This is a genomic window from Mesorhizobium sp. M0185 (genome assembly GCF_040322175.1).
Classification (GTDB): Bacteria; Pseudomonadota; Alphaproteobacteria; order Rhizobiales; family Rhizobiaceae; genus Mesorhizobium.
In genome coordinates this window covers 1-24,397 of record NZ_JAMYSY010000005.1, presented here as the reverse complement: position 1 = coordinate 24,397, position 24,397 = coordinate 1, and the positions used below count along the sequence as shown (strand labels likewise).

The following is a 24,397-nucleotide window of genomic DNA, read 5'->3' as shown; positions in this document are numbered from 1 at the left end:
CGGGGTTTTTGCGTTTGGGATCTTATGGATCAGAAAACAAGGCGGCCTTCGGGCAACGAACCGCCTGGATCCGCCCGCTCTAGCCTCGCACGGCGTCCGGTTCCTCGAGATGGTTCACGGCGCTCCACCGGGAAGGAGCGACGGCCGGCACCCTCACCAGCTTGAAGTAGCTGTAGTACAGCAGGAACGATCCCATGATGTAGGGATTGAGGGTCTCGACCTCGACGAAGGATCGGATGAACAGAAGCACCATGACGCCGGCAAGAATCACGGAGTCGGCTTGCCATGTCCTGAATATCAGCGCCGAGACGTGACCCCAGAGCGTGCGCAGGATGATCAGCGAAAGCAGTGTCGCGCCGACGAAGCCGAGTTCCACCAAGGTCTCGATGTAGGTGTTGTGGAAGTGGAAGCCGCTTCGCGCGGCGATATAGAATTCGTTCCACAGCCGCTCGGCCTCGGAGAAGCCCTGCACCCAATAAGCCGCGTAGCCGACGCCGAGGATGGGCGATTGCTGCGCGGCATTCCAGCCCTGTTGCCAGAGGTAGGTTCGTCCGGTGAGCGTCGAATCCTTGCCGAAAAGGCCAAGGACAAAGTCCATCAGCCCGAGATTCAGCGCAATCACGGTGCAGGCGACCAGCCCGCCCGCACCGATTATGAAAATTACCCGGCGATGGCGGAGCGAAAGCAGCTTGCCGATGGAAAGCAGGGCGACCAGAGCGAGAACCGCGGGGGTAGATGCCATCGAAGTGGCGGAATGCGACACCACCAGCAGATAGCCCGATAGAAGGACAATCGGTACGATCAACAAACAGCTTATCCGGCCGCGCCTGAGAAAGGCCAGGTAGACAACGCAGAAATAGATGCCAAGCGATGCGACAAAGCCGATCTGGTTCTTGGAGCTGAACGCGCCGACGAAATTATACGTCCCATCGAGAACGTCGTAGGAATAGCTCGCGACCTTGAGCGAGTAGAGCAGGACGACGAAAATCCCGATCAGGGCGCCTATGGTCAAGGTCCGGACGCTGACGGTGCGCGCGGCAATGTAGGCGCAGGCGATATGGGAGCAATATTGGACGGCCGTTCTTGCCGTGGTGCCGGGAGCCGCCGACCAGAACACCGAGAAGCAGACATAGGTTGCAAAGGCCAGCGGAAGCCAGGCGCTGGAAGCGTGCCTTAATATCTTGCGGTAGTCGACCAGGATGAGCGGTAGCCAGACTGCATAGTAGGCCAGGATCATGGCCTGGCCGAAAATGGTCGAGTAGGAAAACGCCCAGATCGAGACGGCAACGGCAAAGCTGCCATAGACCGTGTTCTTGTCCGGATCGATCAACAGAGATTTTGGAATCTTCATCTCGATAGCGGTTTTCCGTCCTTGCAGCTCAATGCCGATTTCATGGGCCGCTCGTGGGCCGATTCGTCGGATCGATGGGAGCCTCGCCTGCAGGCGCTCGCATTGTGCAGTGCAATATAACCCATCCGGCGCCGCCTGTCACCCGGATGCCAACCGGGCGCGTCGTTCCAGCCGTTCTCTCCATACCGGGCGAGACGATTTGGCCAGAAGGCAGTGCCGTACAATTGACCGGTGCTGGCCCATCATAAGCTGTTCTGAGGTTGCAAGTCCGCGCTTGAACTTGTCCGCCGTTGACTTCACATTCGCCGCCAATTGGGAGGAAGACCACATGCCGATGAGTTTCGCGGGACGATTTGCCGGACGATCTGCTGTTATCACCGGCGGCGCCTCAGGCATCGGCCTGGCCGTCGCGCAAAGGATCACTGGCGAAGGCGGGCGTGTTTCGGTCTGGGATCGCGATGCCGCCCAGATCGAGCAGGCCAAGGCCATTGTTCCAGGCCTGCACAGCGTCACCTTAGACGTCGCCGACCCCATAGCGGTCGAAGCCGCCGCCGGAGAGACGATCGAAGCGCTTGGCGCGGTCGATGTCCTTGTCACCAGTGCTGCCATCACCGGGCCGAACATGACGACCTGGGAGTATTCGGTGGAGGATTGGCGCCGGGTCACCGACATCAACATCAACGGCGTCTTCTTCTGCAACAAGGCGCTGGTCCCGCATATGCTCGAACGCAATTACGGCAGGATCATCAACATCGCCTCGATTGCCGGCAAGGAAGGTAACCCGAACGCCTCGGCCTACAGCACCTCCAAGGCGGCGGTGATCGGCATGACCAAATCGCTCGGCAAGGAACTGGCCAAGACCAAAGTAACGGTGAACTGCGTCACGCCGGCGGCCGTGCGCACCGCGATCTTCCAGCAGATGAGCCAGCAACACATCGACTTCATGCTGTCCAAAATACCGATGGCGCGGTTCGGCGAGGTCGAGGAGGTGGCGGCGCTGATCTGCTGGATCGCGTCCGAGGAATGCTCGTTCACAACGGCGGCCGTCTTCGACGTCTCCGGCGGCCGGGCGACCTACTGAGGCGGGGCCGGACGCAAACCGCCCGACCGGATCGCGGCGCCTCAGTCGTGAAGCTCCCGCGAGATCGGCGGGCCGATCGAAAAGTCGCTGAATGTCACTTCGAAGCCCTCGCGCTGCGGCGAACAGCACATCATGCCGACATCGACCGTTTTCGACGGGGGGAAATAGGCAAGCCGCACCGGTTTCCAGTGCTTGTCAGATGGGTCGCGATACTGGACGCGGATCGTCTCGGCATGGCGGGTCATGCGGATCCTGACCCCGTCCGGATCGGCCGGAATGCTGGCCAGCGACCAGTCGGAGGCATCGTTGGTGACGACGACGGAAAAATACATCAGCCCGTCGGTGTATTCGATGCCGGCCTTGATCCAGTGCGTCTCGCTCAGGCGGACCATAAGCCCGGCCTGATCGTAAAGCACCTCATAGTGCCCCTTGACGGTGACTTCGGCGCTGAAATCGCCCTCGACCTCACGATAGAGGAAATGGCCATTGTCGCGCCAGAAGCCGTAGAACGTCTCGCGCCAGAAGTCGGTCTCCTCACCGGTCCGTACATGCACCGTATTGTTGCCGAAGGCGTGGTGCGGCGGCGGATTGAGCCAGGTCAGGTCCGTATTCTCAGATGCCATCGACTTGCTCGCTGCCTGGCTGGTCTGCCGCCTTTTCTTAGCCGGCAAACGTGTAAGCGGTCTTCACCGTGGTGTAGAACTCTGCGGCATAGCGGCCCTGCTCGCGCGGGCCGTAGCTCGATCCCTTGCGCCCGCCGAAAGGCACGTGGAAGTCGACGCCGGCCGTCGGCAGATTGACCATGACCATGCCGGCTTCCGAATTGCGCTTGAAGTGCGTGGCATGCTTGAGGCTCGAGGTGCAGATGCCGGACGTCAGCCCGAACGGCGTGTCGTTGGCCACCGCCAGCGCCTCGTCATAATCCTTGACGCGGATGACGTTGGCGACCGGGCCGAAAATCTCCTCGCGCGAGATGCGCATGGCGTTGGTGGTTTCGGTGAACAGCGCAGGCTGCAAATAGAAGCCGCGGGTTTCGCGATCGAGCCGCTCGCCGCCGAAGGCGAGATCGGCACCTTCCTGACGTCCGATGGCGATATAGTCCTCGTCCTGTTTGAGCTGGCTCTGGTCGACAACCGGCCCGATCTGCGTCTTGGCATCGAGAGCGTCGCCGACGACCAACTTGGCCATGCGGTCCTTGAGCGCCTCGACGAAGCGGTCGTGGATGCCGTCCGTCACCACCAGGCGGGACGACGCCGTGCAGCGCTGGCCGGTCGAGAAGTAGGCACCGTTGATGGCGCAGTCGACGGCGACGGCAAGGTCGGCATCGTCGAGCACCACAAGCGGGTTCTTGCCGCCCATTTCGAGCTGGAACTTGCGCATGTGCTCGACGCTGGCGGCGGCGACGCGCTTGCCGGTGCCGACCGAGCCGGTGAAGGTGATGGCGTTGAGGTCAGGACTGTCGAGCATCGCCTGGCCGACCACCGAACCTTTGCCCATCACCAGGTTGAGCACACCCTTGGGCAGCCCGGCGCGGTGCAGGATGTCGACAATGGTCCAGGCGCTCTCCGGAACGAGTTCCGCCGGCTTGAAGACGATGGTGTTGCCGTAGGCCAGCGCCGGAGCGATTTTCCAAGCCGGAATGGCGATCGGGAAATTCCACGGCGTGATGATGCCGACGACGCCGACCGCTTCGCGGGTGATCTCGACGCCGACGCCGGGCCGCACGCTCGGCACCAGCTCGCCCGACAGGCGCAACGCCTCGCCGGCGAAAAAATCGAATATCTGGGCGGCCCGCACAGTCTCGCCGATGCCCTCGACCAGCGTCTTGCCTTCTTCGCGCGCCAACGCCCGGCCTATTTCATCTTTCCGCGCGGTGATCTCGTCCGACGCCTTCCTCAGCACCGCATGGCGTGCCAGCAGGCCCGATCGAGACCATGCCGGAAATGCCGCTTTCGCCGCCGCGATGGCCTGCCGGGCGTGCTCGGCGCCTCCCGATGCATATTCGCCGACCACGTCGTCGAGATTGGACGGGTTGATGTTACGGGAGCCGGCATCGCCTACCCACTCTCCATCGATGAGGTTCTTTCGAAACGGGATCATGTCGCTGTCTTCCTTGTCGTCCTTCGATCGCCGTCTATCTGGACCACCGACCGCCGCACCGCAAGGCCGAAGGCAGGCAAACTTCTCCTCCTCGACAGGCATGTGATAGGTGTCGGGGCGGGGAAGACGATTCTAGTGTGGTGCGACGCGGATCGCACGGGAGGAAATCATCATGTCCGACAGCGCCTTGCCGCTGGTGATCAGCGCACCCGAACCGCGCACGCTCGACCTGATCTTCACGCCGGCTGCGCTGGCGAAATTTCGATCGAAATACCGCATCGTCGAAATATCGCCCGAAGCGGTGGCGGCGCTGCCGGCCGATATCCTTGCCGAGGCGCGCTACATCGTCGGCCAGCCACCTATCGCGCCGGAGACGCTGGAAAGAATGAAGGCGCTGCGCTGCATCTTCAATGTCGAGAGCAACCTCATCAACAACATGCCCTACGAGACGCTGTTTTCGCGCGGCATCCATGTCGTCACCACCGGGCTGGTGTTTGCCGAACCGGTGGCCGAGCTCGGCCTTGCCATGGCGCTCAACCTCGCCCGCGGCATCGTCGACGCCGATCTCGCATTTCGTCACGGCAAGGAGCTGTGGGGCGGCGACGGCAACCGGACGGCACGGCTTCTTTCCGGCGCGGATGTCGGCATTATCGGCTTCGGCGATCTTGGCCGTGCGCTCAACCGGCTGCTGTCAGGCTTTCGCACGCGGACAAAAGTCTTCGACCCGTGGCTGCCGCCGTCGATCCTGATCGAAAACGGCGTCGAGCCGGCCTCTCTCGACGACGTTCTGTCGAACAGCGATTTCATCTTCGTCGTCGCTTCGGTGACCAGCGAAAACCAGGGTTTCCTTGGTGCCGAGGCGTTTGCCAGGATGCGCAAGGGAGCCGCTTTCATCCTGCTCAGCCGAGCCGGCGTGGTCGATTTCCCGGCACTGATGGACGCCGTCCGCAGCGGCCATATCGTCGCCGCCAGCGATGTTTTTCCTGAGGAGCCGCTTGCCCAGGATCACCCGGTCCGCACATTGCCGGGGTTCCTGCGCTCCGCCCACCGGGCCGGTGCGCTCGACATCGCTTTCAAGCGGATGGGCGACATGGTGCTGGAAGACATGGACCTGGTCGACCGCGGCCTGCCGCCGATGCGTTCGAAGCGGGCCGAGCGTGAGACCGTTTCGCGAATGCGTTCGAAGCCGGTCGACAAGAATTAGGCCGTCTGCCCGACGGGTCGCACATGCTCAGACGGTGAAGGACCAAAACAGGCAGGCCAGTGTCGCTGCGGCGAAGACGACGAAGAACAGGCTTCTCAACAAGATGTTGCGGCGCAGCTCGTTGATGAACAGATGGCATCCGACGACGGCTGCGACAAACAGGAACCGCCAGTTCAGCAGTGCGGAGAGCACATCGCGCTGACCAAAAGCAAATCTCGCGGCGAGACATCCAACGAAGACCGCAAACAACACGATGACCGTCCAGAAGATCGCATCGGCGGCATGTGTCAGGACGATGCCAGCGAGCCTGATCGGCAGAACCATCATCAGCAGTGCGCTGAAAAAATAGATCGCCGCGAGCGGAATGAACGTCCCCGCATCGGCGATGTCGCTCAAGCGCTTGGCGCCGATCGCGCCATAGGGATAGCCATGCCTGGCCACCATCAGGCTGAGCGCCATCAGCAAGGCCGCCAGCGCGGCGGCAAGCGCGAATGAGGTCAGGGCTTTGCTCATGAGGCTCCCGTTCCGAGCGAATCGAAGTCAGAGCGTTGGTAGCCCATGGTTTGTAAATTGCTAGTAAGCATCATGTAGCGGCACGGCAGAGTTCCCGGCGCATCACTCCGCAGCTTGCAGACGCCGCCCGTCGATAATGGTCTTGATCTCGGCGCGGCAAGAGCCGCAATTGGTGCCGGCGTGAAGGACGGCGCCGATTGCCGCGACGCTGGTACAGCCGCCGCGTACCGCTTCCGCGATCTGGTTGGCACCGACCCCGAAACAGGCGCAGACGATGGCACCGCGGTCGACGCTGTTGCCGCCCGGCCGCCCGGCGACAATCGCCAACCGCGCCTGCCGATTGGCATGGTCAGCACCAAGTTGTTCGACTGCCCACCCGCGCGACACCGCTACCGGGGTAGGCGCAAGATAAAGCGCGCCGACCAGCCGAGTTCCCGCGAAACGGGCGAAACGATGGTGCCCGCCGGCGATGTCGTGATAGGCGAGCGTCTCGCCTTCCATGCCTAACAGGGAGGCGGCAAACCCGGTCCAGTCACGGCTGTCCTGCAGCGCAATTTCAAGCCGCCAGCCGGCGGGGCAGCGGGCGAGGCTCCAGTAATCGGCGTCGATCGATGCGGGCCGTTCGGCAAGCATGGCGAAGCCGAAGGCAGTGGCGGCGAACCGCTGGATGCGGGCGGCAACGTTCTTCGAGGCCGGCTGACCTGAAATCGCATCGGTCGTCGGCGGGACCAGTGCATCGACACGCGCGCGGGCGGAGATCTGATCGGTCCAGTGCATCGGTACGAATACAGAGCCTTGGCGTTGACGCACCGTCACCAGGGCGCGGACCAGCACCTCGCCATGGGCAGTCGAGACGCGCACGATGTCGGCATCGCCGATACCATAGTGCTGCGCATCCGCCGGGTGGATTTCGACGAACGGTTCGGCCATGTGCTGCGACAGACGCGGGCTCTTGCCGGTCCGCGTCATGGTGTGCCAATGGTCGCGGACGCGCCCGGTGTTGAGGACGAGCGGGTAGTCCGGGTTGGTGCGGGTTTGTGCGGCTGGGCGGATGGCAATGAAGCGCGCCTTGCCGTCGGGCGTGTAGAAATTGCCGTTGGCGAAGAAGCGGGTGCTGGCTGAGCTATGTCCAGCCTGAACACCCCCCTCTGGCCTGCCGGCCATCTCCCCCTCAAGGGGGGAGATTGGCGGCTTTGCCGGCTGCGCCCACTCATCAACCTGGGAGACTGGCGACAGCCGAGCAGCAGGCTGATCTCCCCCCTTGAGGGGGAGATGGCCGGCAGGCCAGAGAGGGTCATCTGCGACGGCCTCCACCTCGGTGGGGCGACCCGGAGAGGTCGAGACTTCACCACCGATCCCACCCCATCCCGCTTGTTTCGCTTTGCTCAACGCGCGTGCCGACCCTCCCCTCAAGGGGGAGGGTGAGGCCGGCGCTGGCCATTGGAACGGCAGAAGATCCTCATAGGCCTCTGCACCGATATCGCCATACGCGCCTATATCAAAATCGCGTACCCCGTCATTCTCGAATGTCGACAACGCCGCGTGCTCGGCGAAGATGTCGGCCGGCGACACATGCGAAAAAGCCTCGCCGAAGCCCATCCGCTTGGCGACTTCAGCGATGATCCACCAGTCGGCTCTTGCCTCGCCGGGCGTGGCCAAAAAGGCTCGCTGGCGCGAGATGCGGCGCTCCGAATTGGTGACGGTGCCATCCTTTTCGCCCCATGCGGTGGCCGGCAGCCGGACATGGGCGTGGCGGACCGTGTCGGTCTTGGCCAGCACGTCCGAGACCACGAGAAACGGGCAGGCCTTGATCGCCGCCTCGACGGCATCGGCGTCCGGCATCGAATCGACGGGGTTGGTAGCCATGATCCACAGCGCCTTGATGCGTCCGTCGGCCACCGCTTGGAACATCTCGACCGCTTTCAGGCCGGGTTTTTCGGCGGTGGTTGGGGCATTCCAGAAGCGCTGCACGCGTTCGCGGTGCTCGGGGTTTTCGATCTCCATGTGGGCGGCCAGCATGTTGGCCATGCCGCCGACCTCACGGCCGCCCATGGCGTTGGGCTGGCCGGTCACCGAGAACGGCCCGGCGCCGGGCTGGCCTATCCGGCCGGTGGCCAGATGGCAGTTGATGATGGCGTTGACCTTGTCGGTGCCCGAAGACGACTGGTTCACGCCTTGGCTGTAGACGGTCACCGTCTTCGCCGTCGCGGCAAACAGGCTGTAGAAGCGGGCCAGTTCGTCCTCACTGAGACCCGTGGCAGCCGCGATGCCGGCAAGATCGAGCGCCGAGGCGGCGAAAAGCGCTTGCCCGAAGCCGGTCGTGTGCGCCGTGATATAGGTGCGGTCCAGCGCGTTGTGCTGGCCGAGATAGGCGAGCAGCCCGGTGAACAAAGCGACGTCGCCGTCGGGCGCGATCGCCAGATGCATGTCGGCGATGTCTGAGGTCATGGTGCGGCGAGGGTCGATCAGCACCACCTTCATCTCGGGCCGCTTTTCCCGGGCGGCGGCAATGCGCTGGTAGAGTACCGGATGGCACCAGGCGAGATTGGAGCCGACCAGCACGATCAGGTCGGCAAGTTCCAGATCCTCGTAATTTCCCGGAACGGTGTCCGAGCCAAAGGCGCGGCGGTGGCCGGCGACCGACGAGGCCATGCACAGGCGCGAATTGGTGTCGATATTGGCCGAGCCGATAAAGCCTTTCATCAGCTTGTTGGCGACGTAATAGTCCTCGGTCAGCAACTGGCCGGAAACATAAAAGGCGACCGAACCGGGGCCGTGTTCGGCAATGGTTTGCGAGAAGGTCGAAGCGACAAGGTCGAGCGCTTCGTCCCAGTCGGTGCGGCGACCGTGGATCTCCGGGTATAGCAACCTGCCGTCGAGGTCGATGGTCTCAGCCAGCGCCGAGCCTTTGGAGCAGAGCCGGCCGAAATTCGCCGGGTGGTCCGGGTCGCCGCGAACGGTTATTTCATCGTCCGCGGCGACCTTCGCCAGCACGCCGCAACCCACCCCGCAATAGGGGCAGGTGGTCCTCACCTCGCGCGCTTCATCAATCTGCATGGTTCACGCCGCGCGGTTGGCCAGCGCTTCCAGCGCAATGAACAGCCGCTCGCCGTCGATCCGCACCGCAATGGTGCGCACCGCGCCCTCGTCCGCGCCGAGCGCCTTGCCTGTCTCCAGCGAGATCACCCAATTGTGCAAGGGACAGGTCACCGCCGTGCCATGGACGATGCCCTGGCTGAGCGGCCCACCTTTGTGCGGGCAATGGTCGTCGATGGCGAACACTTGATCGTCGGCCGTGCGGAAGACGGCGATCTTGCCTTCGGGCGTGGCGACGCAGCGCGCGCCGCGACGCGGAATGTCCGAGAGCGTGCCTATCGATACCCAGTTCATGTGGCTATTCCTCTTTTGCGCGTGTTCTTGTCCGAAAACCGCATTCCACTTTTCGGGAACACGCGCCTACTCCGCCGCCTGGGCAAAGCCGACCGAAGCCATCGGCCGGAATTCATGCTTGTCCTTGCCGGAAGCACGTTCCGACCATGGGTCGACCTGGGCGAATTTCTGCGAAAAGACGAAGCGGTCGAAATAGGCTTTGCGCTTCTCGCCATCGTCCATGATCTGACGCTTGATCTCAGCTATGCCGACGCGCTTGGCCCATTTGTAGATACGCTCGAGATAGCGGCCCTGCTCGCGATACATCTGCGTTAACGCCACAATATGCTCCAGCGCCTCGTCCTCGGTCTTGACCAGGCCGAGCACTTCGGTGCCCTTGATGTCGAGACCGGCCGCGCCGGCGAAATGGATCTCGTAGCCGCTATCGACGCAGATCACGCCGACATCCTTGCAGGTCGCCTCGGCACAGTTTCGCGGACAGCCCGACACCGCCATCTTGACCTTGGCCGGGGTCCACGAGCCCCACATGAATTTTTCGATACGGATGCCCAAGCCGGTCGAATCCTGCGTGCCGAAGCGGCACCAGTCCGAACCGACACAGGTCTTCACCGTGCGCAGTCCTTTGGCATAGGCGTGGCCGGAGACGAAGCCGGCCTGGCCGAGATCGGCCCATACCGCCGGCAGGTCTTCCTTGCGGATGCCGAGCATGTCGATGCGCTGGCCGCCGGTGACCTTGACCATCGGGATCTCGAACTTGTCGACGACGTCGGCGATGGCGCGCAATTCGGCGGCGTTGGTGACGCCGCCCCACATGCGCGGCACCACCGAATAGGTGCCGTCCTTCTGGATGTTGGCGTGGACGCGCTCGTTGATGAAGCGCGACTGGTAATCGTCGGCGTATTCGTCGGGCCAGTCGCAGACAAGATAATAGTTGAGCGCCGGCCGGCATTTGGCGCAGCCGCAGGAGGTCTTCCACTCCAGTTCCTGCATGACGGCGGGAATGGTCTTCAAGCCCTTGGCCTTGATCAGCCGGCGGACCTCGTCGTGGCCAAGCGCGGTGCAGCTGCACATCGGCTGGACCGCCGCGGGGTTGTATTTATCGCCGATGGTCAGCACCATCAGCTTTTCGACCAGCCCGGTGCACGAACCGCAGGACGCCGACGCCTTGGTGTGGGCGCGCACATCGTCGAGCGAGGTCAAGCCCCTGGCCGTGATCGCGCCGGTGATCTTTCCCTTGCATACGCCGTTGCAACCGCAGATTTCCGCATCATCCGGCAAGGCTGCAACGGCCGCCATAGGGTCCAGGGGGGCGCCTCCCTGGTAGGACTGGCCGAAGATGAGCGTATCGCGCATCTCGGATATGTCGGTCTGCTTCTTCTTGAGGTCGTTGAACCAGGCGCCGTCCGCCGTCTCGCCATAGAGCACGGTGCCGATGATGCGGTCGTCCTTGAGTACCAGGCGCTTGTAGACGCCGGCCGCGGCATCGCGCAGCACGATCTCCTGGCGGTCATCGCCCTCGGCGAAGTCGCCGAGCGAGAACAGCTCGATGCCGGTGACCTTGAGCTTGGTCGGCGTGTCCATGTGGACGAAAGCCGCCGCCTCATTGCCGGCCAGATGGCTGGCGGCGACGCGCGCCATCTCGTAGAGCGGCGCGACCAGCCCGTAGACCTGGCCGTTGACCTCGGCGCATTCGCCGATTGCGTAGATATCGGGATCGTTGCTGCGCATACCGGCGTCGACGACGATGCCGCGATTGACGGCAATGCCGGCTTCCTTCGCCAGCGCCGCATTCGGCCTGATGCCCACCGCCATGACGACGAGCGTCGCCGGGATGACTGTGCCGTCGGCAAGCTCCACCCGCCCGACCTTGCCGTTGCCGGTGATCGCCTGGGTGTTGGCCTTGGTGATGACCTTGATGCCGCGTTCTTCAACCGCGCGCTGCAGGAGATAGCCGGCGGCTGGATCGAGCTGGCGCTCCATCAGCGTCGGCATGACATGCAGCACGGTGACGTCCATGCCTTGCGCGTTGAGGCCGGCCGCGGCCTCCAGCCCGAGCAGGCCGCCGCCAATGACCACAGCCTTGGCCCGCGACTGGGCGGCAAGCATCATGGCCCGGACGTCGTCGAGATCGCGATACGTGAGCACGCCGGGCAGATCATGGCCTGGCACCGGAATGATAAACGGCACCGAGCCGGTGGCGATGACGAGCTTGTCGTAGGGCTCGGTCACGCCATGATCGGAGGTGACGGTCTTTGCCTGCCGGTCGATGGCGACGATCTTGTGGCCCTTGTAGAGGGTGATGCCGTGCTTGATGTACCAGCCGTCGCCATGGATGATGATCTCCTCATAGGCCTTTTCGCCCGACAGAACCGGCGAGAGCATGATGCGGTCGTAGTTCACGCGCGGCTCGGCGTTGAAGATGGTGACCTGGTAGCGCCCAGGCGCCTTTTCCAGGAGGTGCTCCAGCATGCGCCCGGGGGCCATGCCGTTGCCAATGATAACTAGTTTCTCGGTCATGTCCTGATCCACTCCGGTCTCACTCAGCCGCGTAGGAAAGGCCTGAAGCTTCGTCAGACGCCGTGCGCTCCATCCGCCGGATGGAAAAATGCATCCAGGCAAAGCAGGTGGCGACGATGACGAAGAGCAGCATGAAGCAGCTCGACCAGACGCCGGTGAGGTCGTTGAGCGCGCCGAAGACGATTGGCAGGATAAAGCCGCCGAGCCCGCCAATCATGCCGACAACGCCGCCGACCGCGCCGACACTCTGCGGATAGTAAGCCGGGATGTGCTTGTAGACGGCAGCCTTGCCAAGGCTCATGAAGAAGCCGAGCACACAGGCAACGGCTATGAAGGCGAGCGGGCCGACCTCGAAATGGAAGGCGATCGGCCCGCTGACACCGCGCACGACGTAATCTGCCGAGGGGAGAGACAGAACGAGAGTCGCGACGGCACTGACAGCGAAGGTCCAGTAGAGCACGGTGCGGGCGCCGATCCGGTCGGAAAGCACGCCGCCATAGGCGCGGAAAATACTTGCCGGAATTGAATAGGCCGCCCCGATCATGCCGGCGGTCGCAAGCCCGAAGCCGTAGACGCCGATCAGGTAGCGGGGCAGCCACAGCGAGAGCGCCACGAATGCACCGAAGGCGAAGAAATAATAGAAGGCGAAGCGCCAGACCTGCAGGTTCTTGAGCGGCGCGAATTCCTGCAAGAAGCTTCTCGCGGGCGCTGCCTTGCCGGCGCGGCGCTCGCGGATGACCGGATCGTCGCCGGTCGTGAACCAGAAGACGGCGGCCATGACGACGAGTGCTGCCGCCCAGATCAGCGCGACCGACTGCCAGCCCCAGGAGAGAAGCACGAACGGTGCCAGGAACTTGGTGACCGCGGCGCCGACATTGCCGACACCGAAAATGCCAAGCGCCGTGCCCTGCTTGCCGGCCGGGAAGAAGCGCGAGACATAGGCGACACCGACGGCGAAGGACCCGCCGGCGAGCCCAACGCCTAGCGCAGCGACCAGCATCTGCCCGTAGCTGTGCGCAAAAGCGAGCAGAAAGGTCGCGATCGCCGCCGCAAGCATGGTCGCGGTGTATACCAGCCGTCCGCCAAAACGGTCGGTCCAGACACCGAGCACCATACGCACGAGCGAGCCGGTGAGGATCGGCGTGCCGACGAGCAGGCCGAACTCCGTCTCGTTCAGCCCCAGCTCCTGCTTTATGCGCACGCCGATGATTGAAAAGATCGTCCACACCGCGAAGCAGACGGTGAAGGCGATGGTGGACATCACAAGCGCCTGCCGGGGAGCGCTGTCCTGGCTGGGCGCGGCTGGGAGATTTGCGGTCATTTTCTGGCTCCGGTTTGCGGCGTGGGAGGCACCGCCCTTGTCTGTTCGCTCGCGACTGTCAGCGGCGCAGCATCGGCGAACTGGTTGAAACCGACCTCTGCGCGGTCACTTCGAGACCCTTGCCGTCAGTCTTGGTGCCGGCGGGAAAGAGGAGGAGCGCGGCGGTGAACAGCGCCGCCGTCAGCGCGCTGACGGCCAGAAAATCGCGGCGCGTGAAGTCCGCGAGGGACGCGCCAGGTCCGATCCGTTTCGTCATCGTCGTCTCCGGTTGGGCGCCGCTTGGGACCAGCGCCGTCGATTGCATCAAAACAAAAAAGCCGCCGGCCAGGTCTTCGCGTCCGGGCTTCCGGGAGCGCGTGTGGACCTGAGCGGCAGCTTTGCCTGTGGCGCCCGCCATTGGACGCCGTGTCACTTGGCCCTTGCGGACCTACATTTTGAAAAGCAGGAAGCGTGCCAATTCGACAGCGCTCTTAATTATCGAATGAAATCAATATGAACCGCAGCCGCGCGACTTTTGACCAAGCTCGGCAGCGGATCAAAGATTAGTCAAAATGCCTTGCACAGCAGCATAATATTTGTGCAATGCGGTAGATTGCCCATTGCCGATGCAGATTGCCAATGATGATGACGAGTTTCCAATTATGGCCTTACTCCGCGGCTTCGACGAAGCGGTGGCGTTCGTAGAGGAATTTCAGCACCGCCTCGCGGCAGCGCAGGAAGGTGCGGTCGGAGGAAAGCTCGATGCGCCGACGCGGCCGGGCCAGCGGCACGGCAAGAACCTCGCCGATGGTGGCCGCCGGCCCGTTGGTCATCATGACGATGCGGTCGGACAACAGCACCGCCTCGTCGACATCGTGAGTGATCATGATCGTCGTCGAGCCGAGCCTCGAATGGATATCCATCACCGCGTCCTGCAGATGCGCGCGGGTCAGCGCGTCGAGCGCCCCGAACGGCTCGTCGAGCAAAAGAATCTTCGGCTCCATCGCGAGCGCGCGCGCAATGCCGACGCGCTGCTTCATGCCGCCCGAAATCTCGGCCGGACGTTTGTCCTTGGCATGCGCCATCTGCACGAGATCGAGATTGCGCATGATCCATTCATGCCGCTCGGCCCGGCTCTTGCTCCGGCCAAAGACCTTCGTGACTGCCAAATTGATGTTTTCGTAGACGGTGAGCCATGGCAGCAGGCTGTGGTTCTGGAACACCACGGCGCGTTCCGAGCCGGGACTATCGACCTCCTTGTCTTCGAGCAGAACCGCGCCGGCCGAGACCTTGGTCAGGCCGGCGATCAGGTTGAGCAAGGTCGACTTGCCGCAGCCGGAATGGCCGATGATCGAGACGAATTCGCCCTTGTCGATGGTCAGCCGGATGTCCTTCAGCACGTCGCTGACCTGGCTGCCGCGGGCGAAGGATTTGTCGATGTGGTCGAGTTTCAGATAGGCCGTCATCGTCCCTCTCCTCACTTTGCCGTTGTGCCGCGGGTGACGAAGGCGCCGACCGCCGCGACCAGGCGGTCGAGGCAGAAACCGGTGACGCCGATATAGGCGAGCGCGACAATGATGTCGGGCAGGCGCGACGAGTTCCACGCGTCCCAGATGAAGAAGCCGATGCCGACGCCGCCGGTCAGCATTTCGGCGGCGACGATGGCCAGCCACGACAGGCCGATGCCGATGCGCAGGCCGGTGAAGATGTAGGGCGCGGCCGCCGGCACCATAATCTTCACAAAGAACTCGAACTGGTTGAGCCGGAGGATACGGGCGACGTTGCGGTAGTCCTCGGGGATGTTGCGGACACCGACCGCGGTGTTGATGATGATGGGCCAGATCGAGGTGATGAAGATGACGAAGATCGCCGACGGGCTGGAATCGCGGAACGCCGCCAGCGACAGCGGCAGCCACGCGAGCGGCGGCACCGTGCGCAGGATCTGGAAGACCGGATCGAGACCGCGCATCGCCCAGATCGACTGGCCGACGAGCGCGCCGAGCGCGACGCCGACGATTGCTGCCAGGCCGAAGCCCATGGCGACGCGCTGCAGCGAGATCAGCACCCGCCAGGCGAGTCCGATGTCCTGCGGGCCATTGTCGAAGAACGGGTGGGCGATCAGGTCATAGGCCTCGTTCCACACTTGGCTCGGCGGTGGCAGGCTGGCTGTGGGCGACGAACAGGCGACCTGCCAAACGACGAGCATAATGGTGATGACGATGACCGGCGGCACCAGCGTGCTGGCCAGTTTGGCGGCGATCGCGGCCGGGTCGAAGCGGCGCCGCGCCCTGGCGGTCAAGGCGATGATTTCGGCGGGCTTGGCCGGTGCGGGGAACGGCTTCACCTTGCGGTCCTCGATGGCTTGGATAGACATTTCTCGAAAAACTCCTTGGCGGCAGGTGCAAGGCAGGCGGCGCTGCCACCGTCTGCCGCGCATCTATGTCAGGCTCAGGCCGACACCTTGATCTTCAGGCTGTCGAGATAGGCGGACGGGTTGGCCGGATCGAAGATCTTGCCGTCGAAGAAGGTTTCGGTGCCGCGCGATGATGAGGCCGGGATATCTGCCGCGGCGACACCAAGATCCTTGGCCGCCTCGCGCCACAGATCCTCACGGTTGACCCGGTCGACCAGCGCCTTGATGTCGGTGGTCGGCGCGAACTTGCCCCAGCGTATGTTTTCGGCGAGAAACCAGGAGTCGTGGCTCTTAAAGGGATAGGACACGCCGCCCTGCCAGAACTTCATGTAGAGATCGGTGCCGTTGGCGACGCGGCCATTGCCGTAATTGATGTCGCCCTTGAGGCGGCCGATTATGTCGGCGGTCGGCACGTTCATCCATTGCCGCTTGCCGATGATGGCGGCCATCTCGTCCTTGTTTTCCTTGGCTTCGCACCATTGCTGGGCTTCCATGACGGCCATCAGGATCGCCTTGGTGGCGTTCGGATACTTGTCGATGAAGGCGGCGCGCAGGCCGAGCGCCTTTTCCGGATGCCCCTTCCATAGCTCGCCCGTGGTGGCGGCGGTGAAGCCGACGCCCTGGTGGACGAGTTGCTCGTTCCACGGCTCGCCGACACAGAACACGTCCATGTTGCCGACCTTCATGTTGGCGACCATCTGCGGCGGCGGCACGACGATGGTCGATACGTCCTTGTCGGGATCGATGCCGCCGGCGGCCAGCCAGTAGCGCAGCCAAAGATCGTGCGTGCCGCCCGGGAAGGTCATGGCGGCCTTCACCTCCTTGCCTGCGGCCTTCTTGGCCGCGAAGGCGTCCTTCAGCTTTGAGGCGTCGAGGCCGACGCCGGTGCCGGCATATTCCTGGGCGACGGAAATGCCCTGGCAGTCGTAGTTGAGGCGGGCCACGATCGCCATCGGCAGCGGCTGCTTGTTTTGCGTCACCTTGCCGGTGTGCATCAGATAAGGCATCGGCGTCAGGATATGGGCGCCGTCAATGCCGTTGGCTTCGCCGCCGAGCACCAGATTATCGCGCGTCGCCCCCCAGGAGGCCTGCTTGAGCACCTCGACATCGGGCATGCCGAATTTCTCGAACAGGCCTTTCTCCTTGGCAATCATCAGCGGCGCCGCATCGGTCAGCGCTATGAAGCCGAGCTTGGCGCCGGTGACTTCCGGCGCGGCGGGCGCCGCATAGGCGCCGGAGGGCAGCAGCGCACGCGCCGCGGCCAGCGTTGCCGCGGTGGCCGCGCTGATCCTCAGGAAATCGCGGCGGCTGATCGCCGTTTGGGCGGAATGGCTCTTGATGCGTTTCGTCATCGTCATCTCCGGTTGGGCGCGGCTTGGGATCGGCGCCGTCGATTGCGTGTTCGACCAAAACAAAAAAGCCGCCGGCCAGGCCGCGCGCGTCCGTCCATCCGGGATCGCGTGTTGACCTGAGCGGCAGCGTTGCCTGTAGCGCCCGCCATTGGACGCCTATTCCGTGACCCGAGAAGAGTCTGCCTATTGCAACGCAGGAACCGTGCCAGTTTCGGAATGGATGACAAACATCAACGAGATCAACGACATGCCAAAATCGTCGGCGCGCCGGCCCGCTGGGCGAGCAAGCCAAAGATTGTTCATTAGCAGTTGCACGCACATTTTTTGTGCAGCTCACAAGAATGCCGCCGAAATGATCAGACTTCGGCGCGCGCCAATTTCTGGCCGGCAATGTAGGCGTCGATCTCGTCGGGATCGAAGATCTGGCCATCGAAGAATCCATCGGGACCGAGCACCAGGCTCGCCCCCGCCGAACCGACCGGAGTCGCGGCCTTCAGCGCGCCCTCGACCTTGGCATTGGCACCGGGAAGCGCTACGCCAAGCGGCTTCAACGCCGAGCGGTAGAGATCGGGGCGGTAGCAGTCGCGGGCAATAGCGAGGTTTTCCGGCGTGTGCGCGACATGCCCCCAGCGCACCATCTGCGTGTAGAACCACAGCGCATGGCTCTTCCACGGGAAGTTCGCCGCCTTGCCGAAGGGCAGAAAGAAGTCGCCGACGCTGAGTTCGGCGCCGCCGCCGAGCGCCAGATGGCCGCTGAGGATCGGCATCTGCAGCGCCGGCGCAAGCCCGAGGAAGGCCGGCTGCGCCATCAGGGCCGCGAGTTCGTCACGGTTTGCCGGATCCTGGCACCAGCGCGCCGCGTGATGAAGCGCACGCAGCAGGGCTGAAAGCGCGTCCGGCTCTCTTTCCGCCCATGCCTTGCGCACGCCGACGACTTTCTCGGGGCTGGTCTTCCAGATGGCCGCCTTGACCGTGGCGATACGGCCGGTGCCCGCGACGACCGAGGCACTGTTCCAGGGTTCGCCGACGCAGTAGCCGTCGATCCTGCCGGCGGCGAGTGCGTCGGCCATGAACGGGGGCGGCACGATGACGATCTCGATTTCACGCGACGGGTCGATGCCACAGGCGGCGAGCCAGTAGCGCAATTCATAATTGTGCCCGGAGTGCGGATGGACGACGGCGAAGCGAAGCGGATCGCCGCCGGCATTCACCCGTTCACGAATCAGCGCTCCCAACGCCTTGCCGGCCCGCGCCGGATCGAGATCGGGTTGGGCGCCGTGCGCGGCCATGCCCACCCAGACCGCGTTCGAAACCGTCACGCAATTGCCGCCGAGGCCGAGCGAGAACGGCACGACGGTATCGGAGGCGAGCGGTGTCAGCCCCAGATTGCAGGCGATCGGCATCGGCCCCAGCATGTGCGCCAGATCGAAATGGCCGATGGCGATGCGGTCGCGGATGTTGGCCCAGGACGTTTCCCGGTTGAGCGTCAGGTCGATGCCTTCGCGCAGGGCGAAGCCGATTTCCTTCGCCGCGACAAGGATAGCGCTGTCGAAGAGCGGCATGAAGCCAGCATTGATCCGGTGCTCGGCCGCCATTCTCAACTCTCCTCGGGATCCAGCAGGCCTGCCGCCGTTACCAGGCTCTGGGCGATCTCGGCGATCTTGCGGTTCTGGTTCATGGCGGTCTTGCGCAGCAGCGTGTAGGCCGCGTCCTCCGACAGGCCGCGCGACTTCATCAGGATGCCCTTGGCGCGATCGATCACCTTGCGGCTCTCCAACTCGCTGCGGGCTTCTTCCAGTTCGCGCGCCATACGCGAGAAGGCGTTGAAGCGGCTGATCGCCATGTCGAGGATCGGCTTGACCCGCTCCTGACGCAGGCCGTCGACGACATAGGCTGATACCCCCGCTTCCACCGCGGCTTCGATCGAAGCCTGATCCGAGCGGTCGACGAACATGGCGATCGGCCGCTTCACCACGCGCGAAAGCTGGAACATGTTTTCGAGCATGTCGCGGTTGGGATTTTCGAGATCGATGACGATGACGTCGGGTTCGATCTCGGCGATCCGTCGCGCGATGCCGGCGACGTCGTGGATGACCGTGACCTGCTGATGCCCAGCCTCCCGCAATCCCGCTTCGATTATCGAAGCGCGGATGTGGTTTTCATCGATCACCAGGACAGTGAGGGATTTGCGGATCATGCCGCATTTTGCGCAGGCGAGACGATTGTGCAATGCGGCATCCCGAGATTCACGGAAACAATGCCGGCGTCCAGGCGTCGCCTGAGGAATTGGACGCGACGGCCAGCGTCGCGGCGGTGGTGCTGGGGCGGTCGGCGACAACGAACGGGCAACACGCCTGTCCGGCGTACGCTGCTGGCAGGTGATCACGGCGCTCTACGTTATCTCGAGCGTGCTCGTCGGCACTGCACTACATCGGCCTGATCAAGGCCGTCGCTCGCCGACCCGCTGGTGCTGCCTTGGGTGGCCGCCGCCGTCGTCGGCGGCACCTCGATCTTCGGCGGCCGCGGCGCCTGCACCGGCACAATCAATCAACGGCGCTGATCCCCACCGCGCTGACGACGCTGCTGACGATTTTGCAGATGCCGGAAGGGGCGTGGTGGATATTGTTTGGGTTAATCGTGCTGTTTGTGACGGCGGCTTATTTGCGGATTGTGGAGGAGAGATAGGGGGAAGCTGAGGCGGGGGGCTGCTTTGACCCAATCACGACGCTCACTCCGGTCAGTGGTAACGTCCGGATTTGGCGCGCGATTCCGACCTCAGCGAACGAAGTTATGACACGCCAATCCAGTGTATGATTACTTCGCCAAATTGGGTGTGCGCTGCAATAGCAGCCCGAGACAGTCGCGCTTGCCGAAGGGGCTGTCGGCTTTGACGGGATTGGCGTAAGCTACAGTTAAGGGGGTGCACACATGCACCGCATCATCGCCATAGCGATCTTAGTTCTCGCGGCCGTGTTCAGCTCCGCGCGGGCGGAGGTGCTGATCGGCGTCTCGGCTGCGATGACGGGACGGCTCGCCTGGATCGGCGAGCAGGGACAGCGCGGCGCGGAGATGGCAGTGGCCGACGTCAACACGGCGGGCGGCGTGCTCGGCCAGAAGGTGAGGCTCATCTCGGTCGACGACTTCTGCGATCCCGAGCAAGCTGTGGCGGCCGCCAAGAAGCTGGTGGCTGACGGGGTCGTGCTCGTCGTCGGGCATTATTGCTCCGGGGCCTCGATCCCCGCATCAAAAGTGTACGAGGAGGCGGGCGTCGTTGAGATATCCCCAGGCTCGACCAATCCGCAGCTGACCGAACAGGGCCGTGCCAATGTCTTTCGCACCATTGGCCGCGACGACGCGCAAGGTTTCATCGCCGGCAACTACCTTGCCGATCGCTGGGGCAACAAGAAGATTGCGATCCTCCACGACAATTCGACCTATGGGAAGGGTCTCGCCGACGAGACCAGGAAGCAGTTGAACAAGCGGGCGTGACTGAGGCCGTTTACGACGCATACATTCCCGGGAAGGACGACTATTCGGCCGAGGTCGCTACGTTGCAGACCGCCGGCGTCTCCGCCTTATATGTGGGAGGGTATCATGCCGAGGTTGCGCTGATTGCTCGCGCTGCACACGACAGTGGCTACACGGTTCAGCTCATATCCGGAGATGCTTTGGCGACCGAGGAATTTGCCCTGATCGCCGGCCCCGCGGCGGAGGGGACCCTCTTCACGTTCCCGGCGGACCCGAGGCGAAGCCCCGAAGCGGCCGCGGTCGTTGAGCAGTTCCGTGCGGAGAATTTCGAACCCGCGGGCTACACGCTGTTGAGCTACTGCGCGGTCCAGGTTTGGGCCCAGGCAGTCTCGAAGGCAGGTTCGCTGGAGCAGAAGGCCATCATTGCGGCACTGCACGAACAGGAATTCGACACCGTCATCGGCCGGGTCGATTTCGACGACAAGGGCGACCTCACGAAGCAGAGTTGGGTTTGGTACGTCTGGCGCGGCGGAGAGTACGTGCCGGTTGAATAGGGTTCGCTGATCGCCGGCGTGCCGGCTGAGATGTCTAGTCTGATGCAGACCAGTGTGGCCGGACTGTTCCGACTCGCCGAGCTTGAACGCCTCGGCATACGCGGCCGGCTGTTGCTCGCCTTTTTCGGGATCAGCGCCCTTGCGGTGCTGGCAACCGCTGCGGCGCTTTATGCCTTCCTCCAGGTTGGCGACGTCGTGGACCGAATTACCACGGATCGAGTGCCGTCGGCGCTCGCCTCCCTCCAGCTGTCGCGCCAGGCCGAACGGGTCGCTGCTGCCGCGCCATCGGTGCTAGCAGCGACAAGCAGGGCTCAGCACAGCGAGGTCTCGGCTGCCGTCGCGCTCGAGATGTCCCGCCTCGAGGCCCTGCGCACGGACCTCCGGGATGCCACGTTGGGCACAGTGCCTTTGGCCGAGATCGAGGAAGCCGCGATTGTTCTGAGGCGCAACCTGAAGGAGCTCGACTCTCTTGTTGTCGCCCGGCTCGACGTGGTCGCCCGCAAGGAGGAGCTCCTGAACCGCCTCGCCGCGACGACGACCGGAAGCCAGCGCCTTGTGGCCACCGGCATCCTAGTAATGGATTCCAGGCTCCCGCAATGGCGGGCGGTCGCGGCCGACACGTCGCTGTCGCCCGATCGACGCGCAGCGGCGATGGCCGACCTGGTCCAGGCGATTGCGGCTTACATTCCCCAGCAGAAGGCGCAGCTGGAGATCTCGGCGGTCAACGACGCGCTGGTGAAGGTCGCGAACGCGCCGACGCCGGGCGACCTGGCGTTGATCCTTTTTCCGCTACGCCGTTCGCTCACTGCTCTTGAAAAGGTTTCCACGGAGATCGACGAAAAGCTGCGGACCCGCTTCCGGCAGCGTGTTGACGAGTTCAGGGGTTTGACCGACGGCGAGGACAGCATCTCCAAGGTGCGGGAGGACGAGTTTGCTGTCCTGGCACAGGGCGAAAGGCTTCTGGCCGAGAACAATCGACTGTCGCGCAATCTCACCGCTGGCGTCGATCGCCTGGTCGCCACGGCAGATCAGGAGATCGCTGCGTCCGGTCGCGAAGCGGCGCTCGTCCAGCGCTACGGCACCGCGGTTGTACTCGGCTCCGCCTTTCTCAGCCTCCTGAGTTCGGTTCTGGTTGTCTGGCTCTATGTCGACCGCAGCCTCCTCGCCCGACTGGGGGCCGTGAGCCAAGGCATGCTCGCGATTGCGGGGGGCAATCTTCGTGCGCCGCTGCCAGCCGCGGGCAGCGACGAAATCGGGCGCATGGCCGAAGCGCTGAGACTCTTCCGGGATACTGCTGTCGAGGTCGAGGAAAAGAACCTGCGCGACGTTGCGGAAGCTCGTCAGCGGCTCATCGATGCCATCGAAAGCATCTCCGAAGGATTCGCTCTGTACGACTGGGAGGACCGGCTCGTCCTCAGCAACAGCCGCTACCGCGAATTGCTCTACACCGGTCTGGAGACCGAACTGACGCCCGGCACGACATTCGAGCAAATCATTCGCCGATCCGCTGAGCGCGGCTACATCAGGGACGCCGAGGGGCGGGTCGAGGAGTGGGTCGCCGAGCGCCTCTCGCGGCACCGCAACCCTGGCGAACCTTGGGTGCAGAGGCGAGGCGACGGGCGATGGGTCATGGTCAGCGAGCGGCGGATCAGCGCCGGCGGCACGGTCGCCGTCTATTCGGACATCACTGAGCTGAAGCAAAGGGAGGAGAACCTCGCCGAGAAATCCGTGGTTCTGGAGGCGCTTTCCAGCAAGCTGGCGAAGTATCTGGCGCCCCAGGTGTATCGCTCGATATTCACCGGCCGCCAGGAGGTCAGGATCGCCAGCCAGCGGAAGAAACTGACAATATGCTTCTCCGATATCGCCGGCTTTACCGAGACCACTGACAAAATGGAATCCGAGGATCTCACCCAACTCCTCAATCACTATCTGACGGAAATGTCGAAAATTGCTTCGGATCACGGCGCGACGATCGACAAATATGTCGGCGACGCGATCCTGATGTTTTTCGGCGATCCCGAGACTCGCGGCGTCAAGGAGGACGCGCTGGCTTGCGCGCAGATGGCACTTGCAATGCAAAAGCGGATTAGCGAGCTTGCCGAAGTCTGGCGGGACATGGGGATCGAAACACCGCTGCGCTGTCGCATCGGCATCCATACCGACTACTGCACCGTCGGTAACTTCGGCAGCGAGGACCGGATGGACTACACGATAATCGGCGGCGCCGTGAATCTCGCCTCGCGCCTGGAGCAGGAGGCGCCGCCGGGGGCCATCCTCATTTCCTACGAGACGTTTGCGCAAGTGAAGGACGCAATCGACTGTGAGGAACTGGGGCAAGTCCAGGTCAAGGGGATCGCCTATCCCGTCGCCACCTACCGCGTCATCGATCTGAAGGCCAATCTGGCGGCCGCTCGTCGTGCTGTTCGAACCGAGCTGCCGCACTTCAGGTTGGAACTTGAACCGGAGCTGATGTCCCCTGACGAGCGTGGCGATGCCGCCAATGCACTTCGAGACGCGCTGGATCGGCTTCGTCACAAGCCTGGGTAGTAGGGCTTGGTCCACAACGATCCCTCCCAATGGACACAAGGAGTGGGATGTGGGACGCCGCTCATTGGCGCTATCGATGCGAAGGCCGCAGAACGGTCGCGGTCAGTCTTTGAACTCGGGCGGAACGTCCGCATCGGAGCCGAGACTTAACATTCACGGCATCACTGGCAAGGTCCGGATATGGCGCTTTGCTGATGTTGAGTAACGTCAGTTTTGGCCTAAACCACCCCAATCAAACAGCCACCCTCCCCTGCTCCGCCTCCGCCGCATTCGGATCGCCCGGCGCCGTCGCCCAGGCCAGCTCCACCAGCGTCACTGTCCGCCTTCCAGTGCCATCAAGCTGGCAGACGATCAGGCCCTGCTCCTCGATATAGGTCAGCAGGCGCCGGGCGCGGCGTAGCGAGTGCGAGCCGTAGGCGCGCGCGATTGCCGCGTCGCTCGGGCAGGGCCAGCCCTCCTTGGCGGCGCGAGCGATCATCATGAACACGCCTTGCATGTCCTCGGGCAGCAGCGAGGCGCGCGCCGAGACGTCCTGCCATGCGTCGTCGCCCGCCATGTCGGAGCCGAGGCCGGCACGGGCGCGCGTCAGCATCCGGCGGAACGCGGG

Annotated in this window: 18 protein-coding genes and 3 pseudogenes; 6 read left to right on the top strand and 15 right to left on the bottom strand. The window is 63.5% G+C overall.

Annotated features, from left to right (window positions below; translation table 11 throughout):
- Positions 1 to 79: 79 nt before the first annotated feature.
- Positions 80 to 1,351, bottom strand: a complete 1,272-nt coding sequence (locus NKJ20_RS05850; RefSeq protein WP_352448446.1) for an O-antigen ligase family protein — start codon at positions 1,349 to 1,351, stop codon at positions 80 to 82.
- A gap of 328 nt (positions 1,352 to 1,679) precedes the next feature.
- On the opposite strand from NKJ20_RS05850, the gene NKJ20_RS05845 reads away from it, so the two are divergent.
- Positions 1,680 to 2,432, top strand: a complete 753-nt coding sequence (locus NKJ20_RS05845) for an SDR family NAD(P)-dependent oxidoreductase (RefSeq protein WP_352448445.1) — start codon at positions 1,680 to 1,682, stop codon at positions 2,430 to 2,432.
- A 41-nt stretch (positions 2,433 to 2,473) separates the two neighbouring features.
- Here the strand turns inward: NKJ20_RS05845 and NKJ20_RS05840 are convergent, their stop codons facing one another.
- Complete coding sequence (locus NKJ20_RS05840; RefSeq protein WP_352448444.1) at positions 2,474 to 3,055, bottom strand: DUF1349 domain-containing protein; 582 nt, start codon at positions 3,053 to 3,055, stop codon at positions 2,474 to 2,476.
- Positions 3,056 to 3,092: 37 nt separating this feature from the next.
- Complete coding sequence (locus NKJ20_RS05835) at positions 3,093 to 4,529, bottom strand: aldehyde dehydrogenase family protein (RefSeq protein ID WP_352448672.1); 1,437 nt, start codon at positions 4,527 to 4,529, stop codon at positions 3,093 to 3,095.
- 175 nt (positions 4,530 to 4,704) lie between these two features.
- On the opposite strand from NKJ20_RS05835, the gene NKJ20_RS05830 reads away from it, so the two are divergent.
- On the top strand, positions 4,705 to 5,736 hold the full coding sequence (locus tag NKJ20_RS05830) for a hydroxyacid dehydrogenase (protein ID WP_352743035.1): 1,032 nt from the start codon (positions 4,705 to 4,707) through the stop codon (positions 5,734 to 5,736).
- Between the two features lie 27 nt (positions 5,737 to 5,763).
- On the opposite strand, the gene NKJ20_RS05825 is transcribed toward NKJ20_RS05830, so the two are convergent.
- The 9 genes from NKJ20_RS05825 to NKJ20_RS05785 form a co-directional block, all read right to left on the bottom strand.
- Positions 5,764 to 6,249, bottom strand: coding sequence for a hypothetical protein (locus tag NKJ20_RS05825; RefSeq protein ID WP_352743033.1), 486 nt, complete (start codon positions 6,247 to 6,249; stop codon positions 5,764 to 5,766).
- A 102-nt stretch (positions 6,250 to 6,351) separates the two neighbouring features.
- Entirely contained in the window at positions 6,352 to 9,306 is a 2,955-nt protein-coding gene (locus tag NKJ20_RS05820) for a nitrate reductase (protein WP_352743031.1), read from the bottom strand.
- A 3-nt stretch (positions 9,307 to 9,309) separates the two neighbouring features.
- Complete coding sequence (gene nirD / locus NKJ20_RS05815) at positions 9,310 to 9,639, bottom strand: nitrite reductase small subunit NirD (protein ID WP_352743030.1); 330 nt, start codon at positions 9,637 to 9,639, stop codon at positions 9,310 to 9,312.
- Between the two features lie 66 nt (positions 9,640 to 9,705).
- Positions 9,706 to 12,156 (bottom strand): nitrite reductase large subunit NirB, encoded by a 2,451-nt coding sequence (nirB, locus tag NKJ20_RS05810; RefSeq protein ID WP_352743028.1) that lies wholly within the window; start codon positions 12,154 to 12,156, stop codon positions 9,706 to 9,708.
- A gap of 19 nt (positions 12,157 to 12,175) precedes the next feature.
- A complete protein-coding gene (locus tag NKJ20_RS05805; protein ID WP_352743026.1) occupies positions 12,176 to 13,477 on the bottom strand; it encodes an MFS transporter in 1,302 nt (433 codons plus the stop codon).
- 58 nt (positions 13,478 to 13,535) lie between these two features.
- Positions 13,536 to 13,733, bottom strand: a complete 198-nt coding sequence (locus NKJ20_RS05800) for a twin-arginine translocation signal domain-containing protein (protein ID WP_352743025.1) — start codon at positions 13,731 to 13,733, stop codon at positions 13,536 to 13,538.
- Positions 13,734 to 14,124: 391 nt separating this feature from the next.
- Positions 14,125 to 14,922, bottom strand: a complete 798-nt coding sequence (locus tag NKJ20_RS05795; protein ID WP_352743023.1) for an ABC transporter ATP-binding protein — start codon at positions 14,920 to 14,922, stop codon at positions 14,125 to 14,127.
- An 11-nt stretch (positions 14,923 to 14,933) separates the two neighbouring features.
- Positions 14,934 to 15,830 carry a nitrate ABC transporter permease gene (gene ntrB / locus NKJ20_RS05790; protein WP_352743022.1) on the bottom strand — a complete coding sequence of 299 codons (897 nt, stop codon included), beginning with the start codon at positions 15,828 to 15,830 and terminating at the stop codon, positions 14,934 to 14,936.
- Between the two features lie 74 nt (positions 15,831 to 15,904).
- Positions 15,905 to 17,221: a CmpA/NrtA family ABC transporter substrate-binding protein gene (locus tag NKJ20_RS05785; protein ID WP_352743020.1), complete on the bottom strand. Its 1,317-nt coding sequence runs from the start codon at positions 17,219 to 17,221 to the stop codon at positions 15,905 to 15,907.
- Between NKJ20_RS05785 and NKJ20_RS05780 the strand changes: the two genes are divergently transcribed.
- Entirely contained in the window at positions 17,208 to 17,336 is a 129-nt protein-coding gene (locus NKJ20_RS05780) for a hypothetical protein (protein WP_280952097.1), read from the top strand. The genes NKJ20_RS05785 and NKJ20_RS05780 overlap by 14 nt on opposite strands.
- Positions 17,337 to 17,577: 241 nt before the next feature.
- Here NKJ20_RS05780 and NKJ20_RS05775 read toward each other — a convergent pair whose 3' ends face one another.
- The gene (locus tag NKJ20_RS05775) at positions 17,578 to 18,816 is read right to left on the bottom strand and encodes a CmpA/NrtA family ABC transporter substrate-binding protein (RefSeq protein WP_352743018.1); all 1,239 of its coding nucleotides are present in this window, start codon (positions 18,814 to 18,816) and stop codon (positions 17,578 to 17,580) included.
- A gap of 2 nt (positions 18,817 to 18,818) precedes the next feature.
- Positions 18,819 to 19,418, bottom strand: coding sequence for an ANTAR domain-containing response regulator (locus tag NKJ20_RS05770; protein ID WP_023676288.1), 600 nt, complete (start codon positions 19,416 to 19,418; stop codon positions 18,819 to 18,821).
- Positions 19,419 to 19,545: 127 nt separating this feature from the next.
- On the opposite strand from NKJ20_RS05770, the pseudogene NKJ20_RS05765 reads away from it, so the two are divergent.
- The 3 genes and pseudogenes from NKJ20_RS05765 to NKJ20_RS05755 all read left to right on the top strand — a co-directional run.
- Positions 19,546 to 19,906 (top strand): annotated as a pseudogene (locus NKJ20_RS05765) (ABC transporter permease subunit); the annotation flags it as partial.
- A 243-nt stretch (positions 19,907 to 20,149) separates the two neighbouring features.
- Positions 20,150 to 21,243, top strand: a pseudogene (locus NKJ20_RS05760) (branched-chain amino acid ABC transporter substrate-binding protein).
- A gap of 42 nt (positions 21,244 to 21,285) precedes the next feature.
- Positions 21,286 to 23,790: an adenylate/guanylate cyclase domain-containing protein gene (locus tag NKJ20_RS05755; protein WP_352743016.1), complete on the top strand. Its 2,505-nt coding sequence runs from the start codon at positions 21,286 to 21,288 to the stop codon at positions 23,788 to 23,790.
- Positions 23,791 to 24,022: 232 nt separating this feature from the next.
- Here NKJ20_RS05755 and NKJ20_RS05750 read toward each other — a convergent pair.
- Positions 24,023 to 24,397, bottom strand: a pseudogene (locus tag NKJ20_RS05750) (ATP-binding protein); the annotation flags it as partial.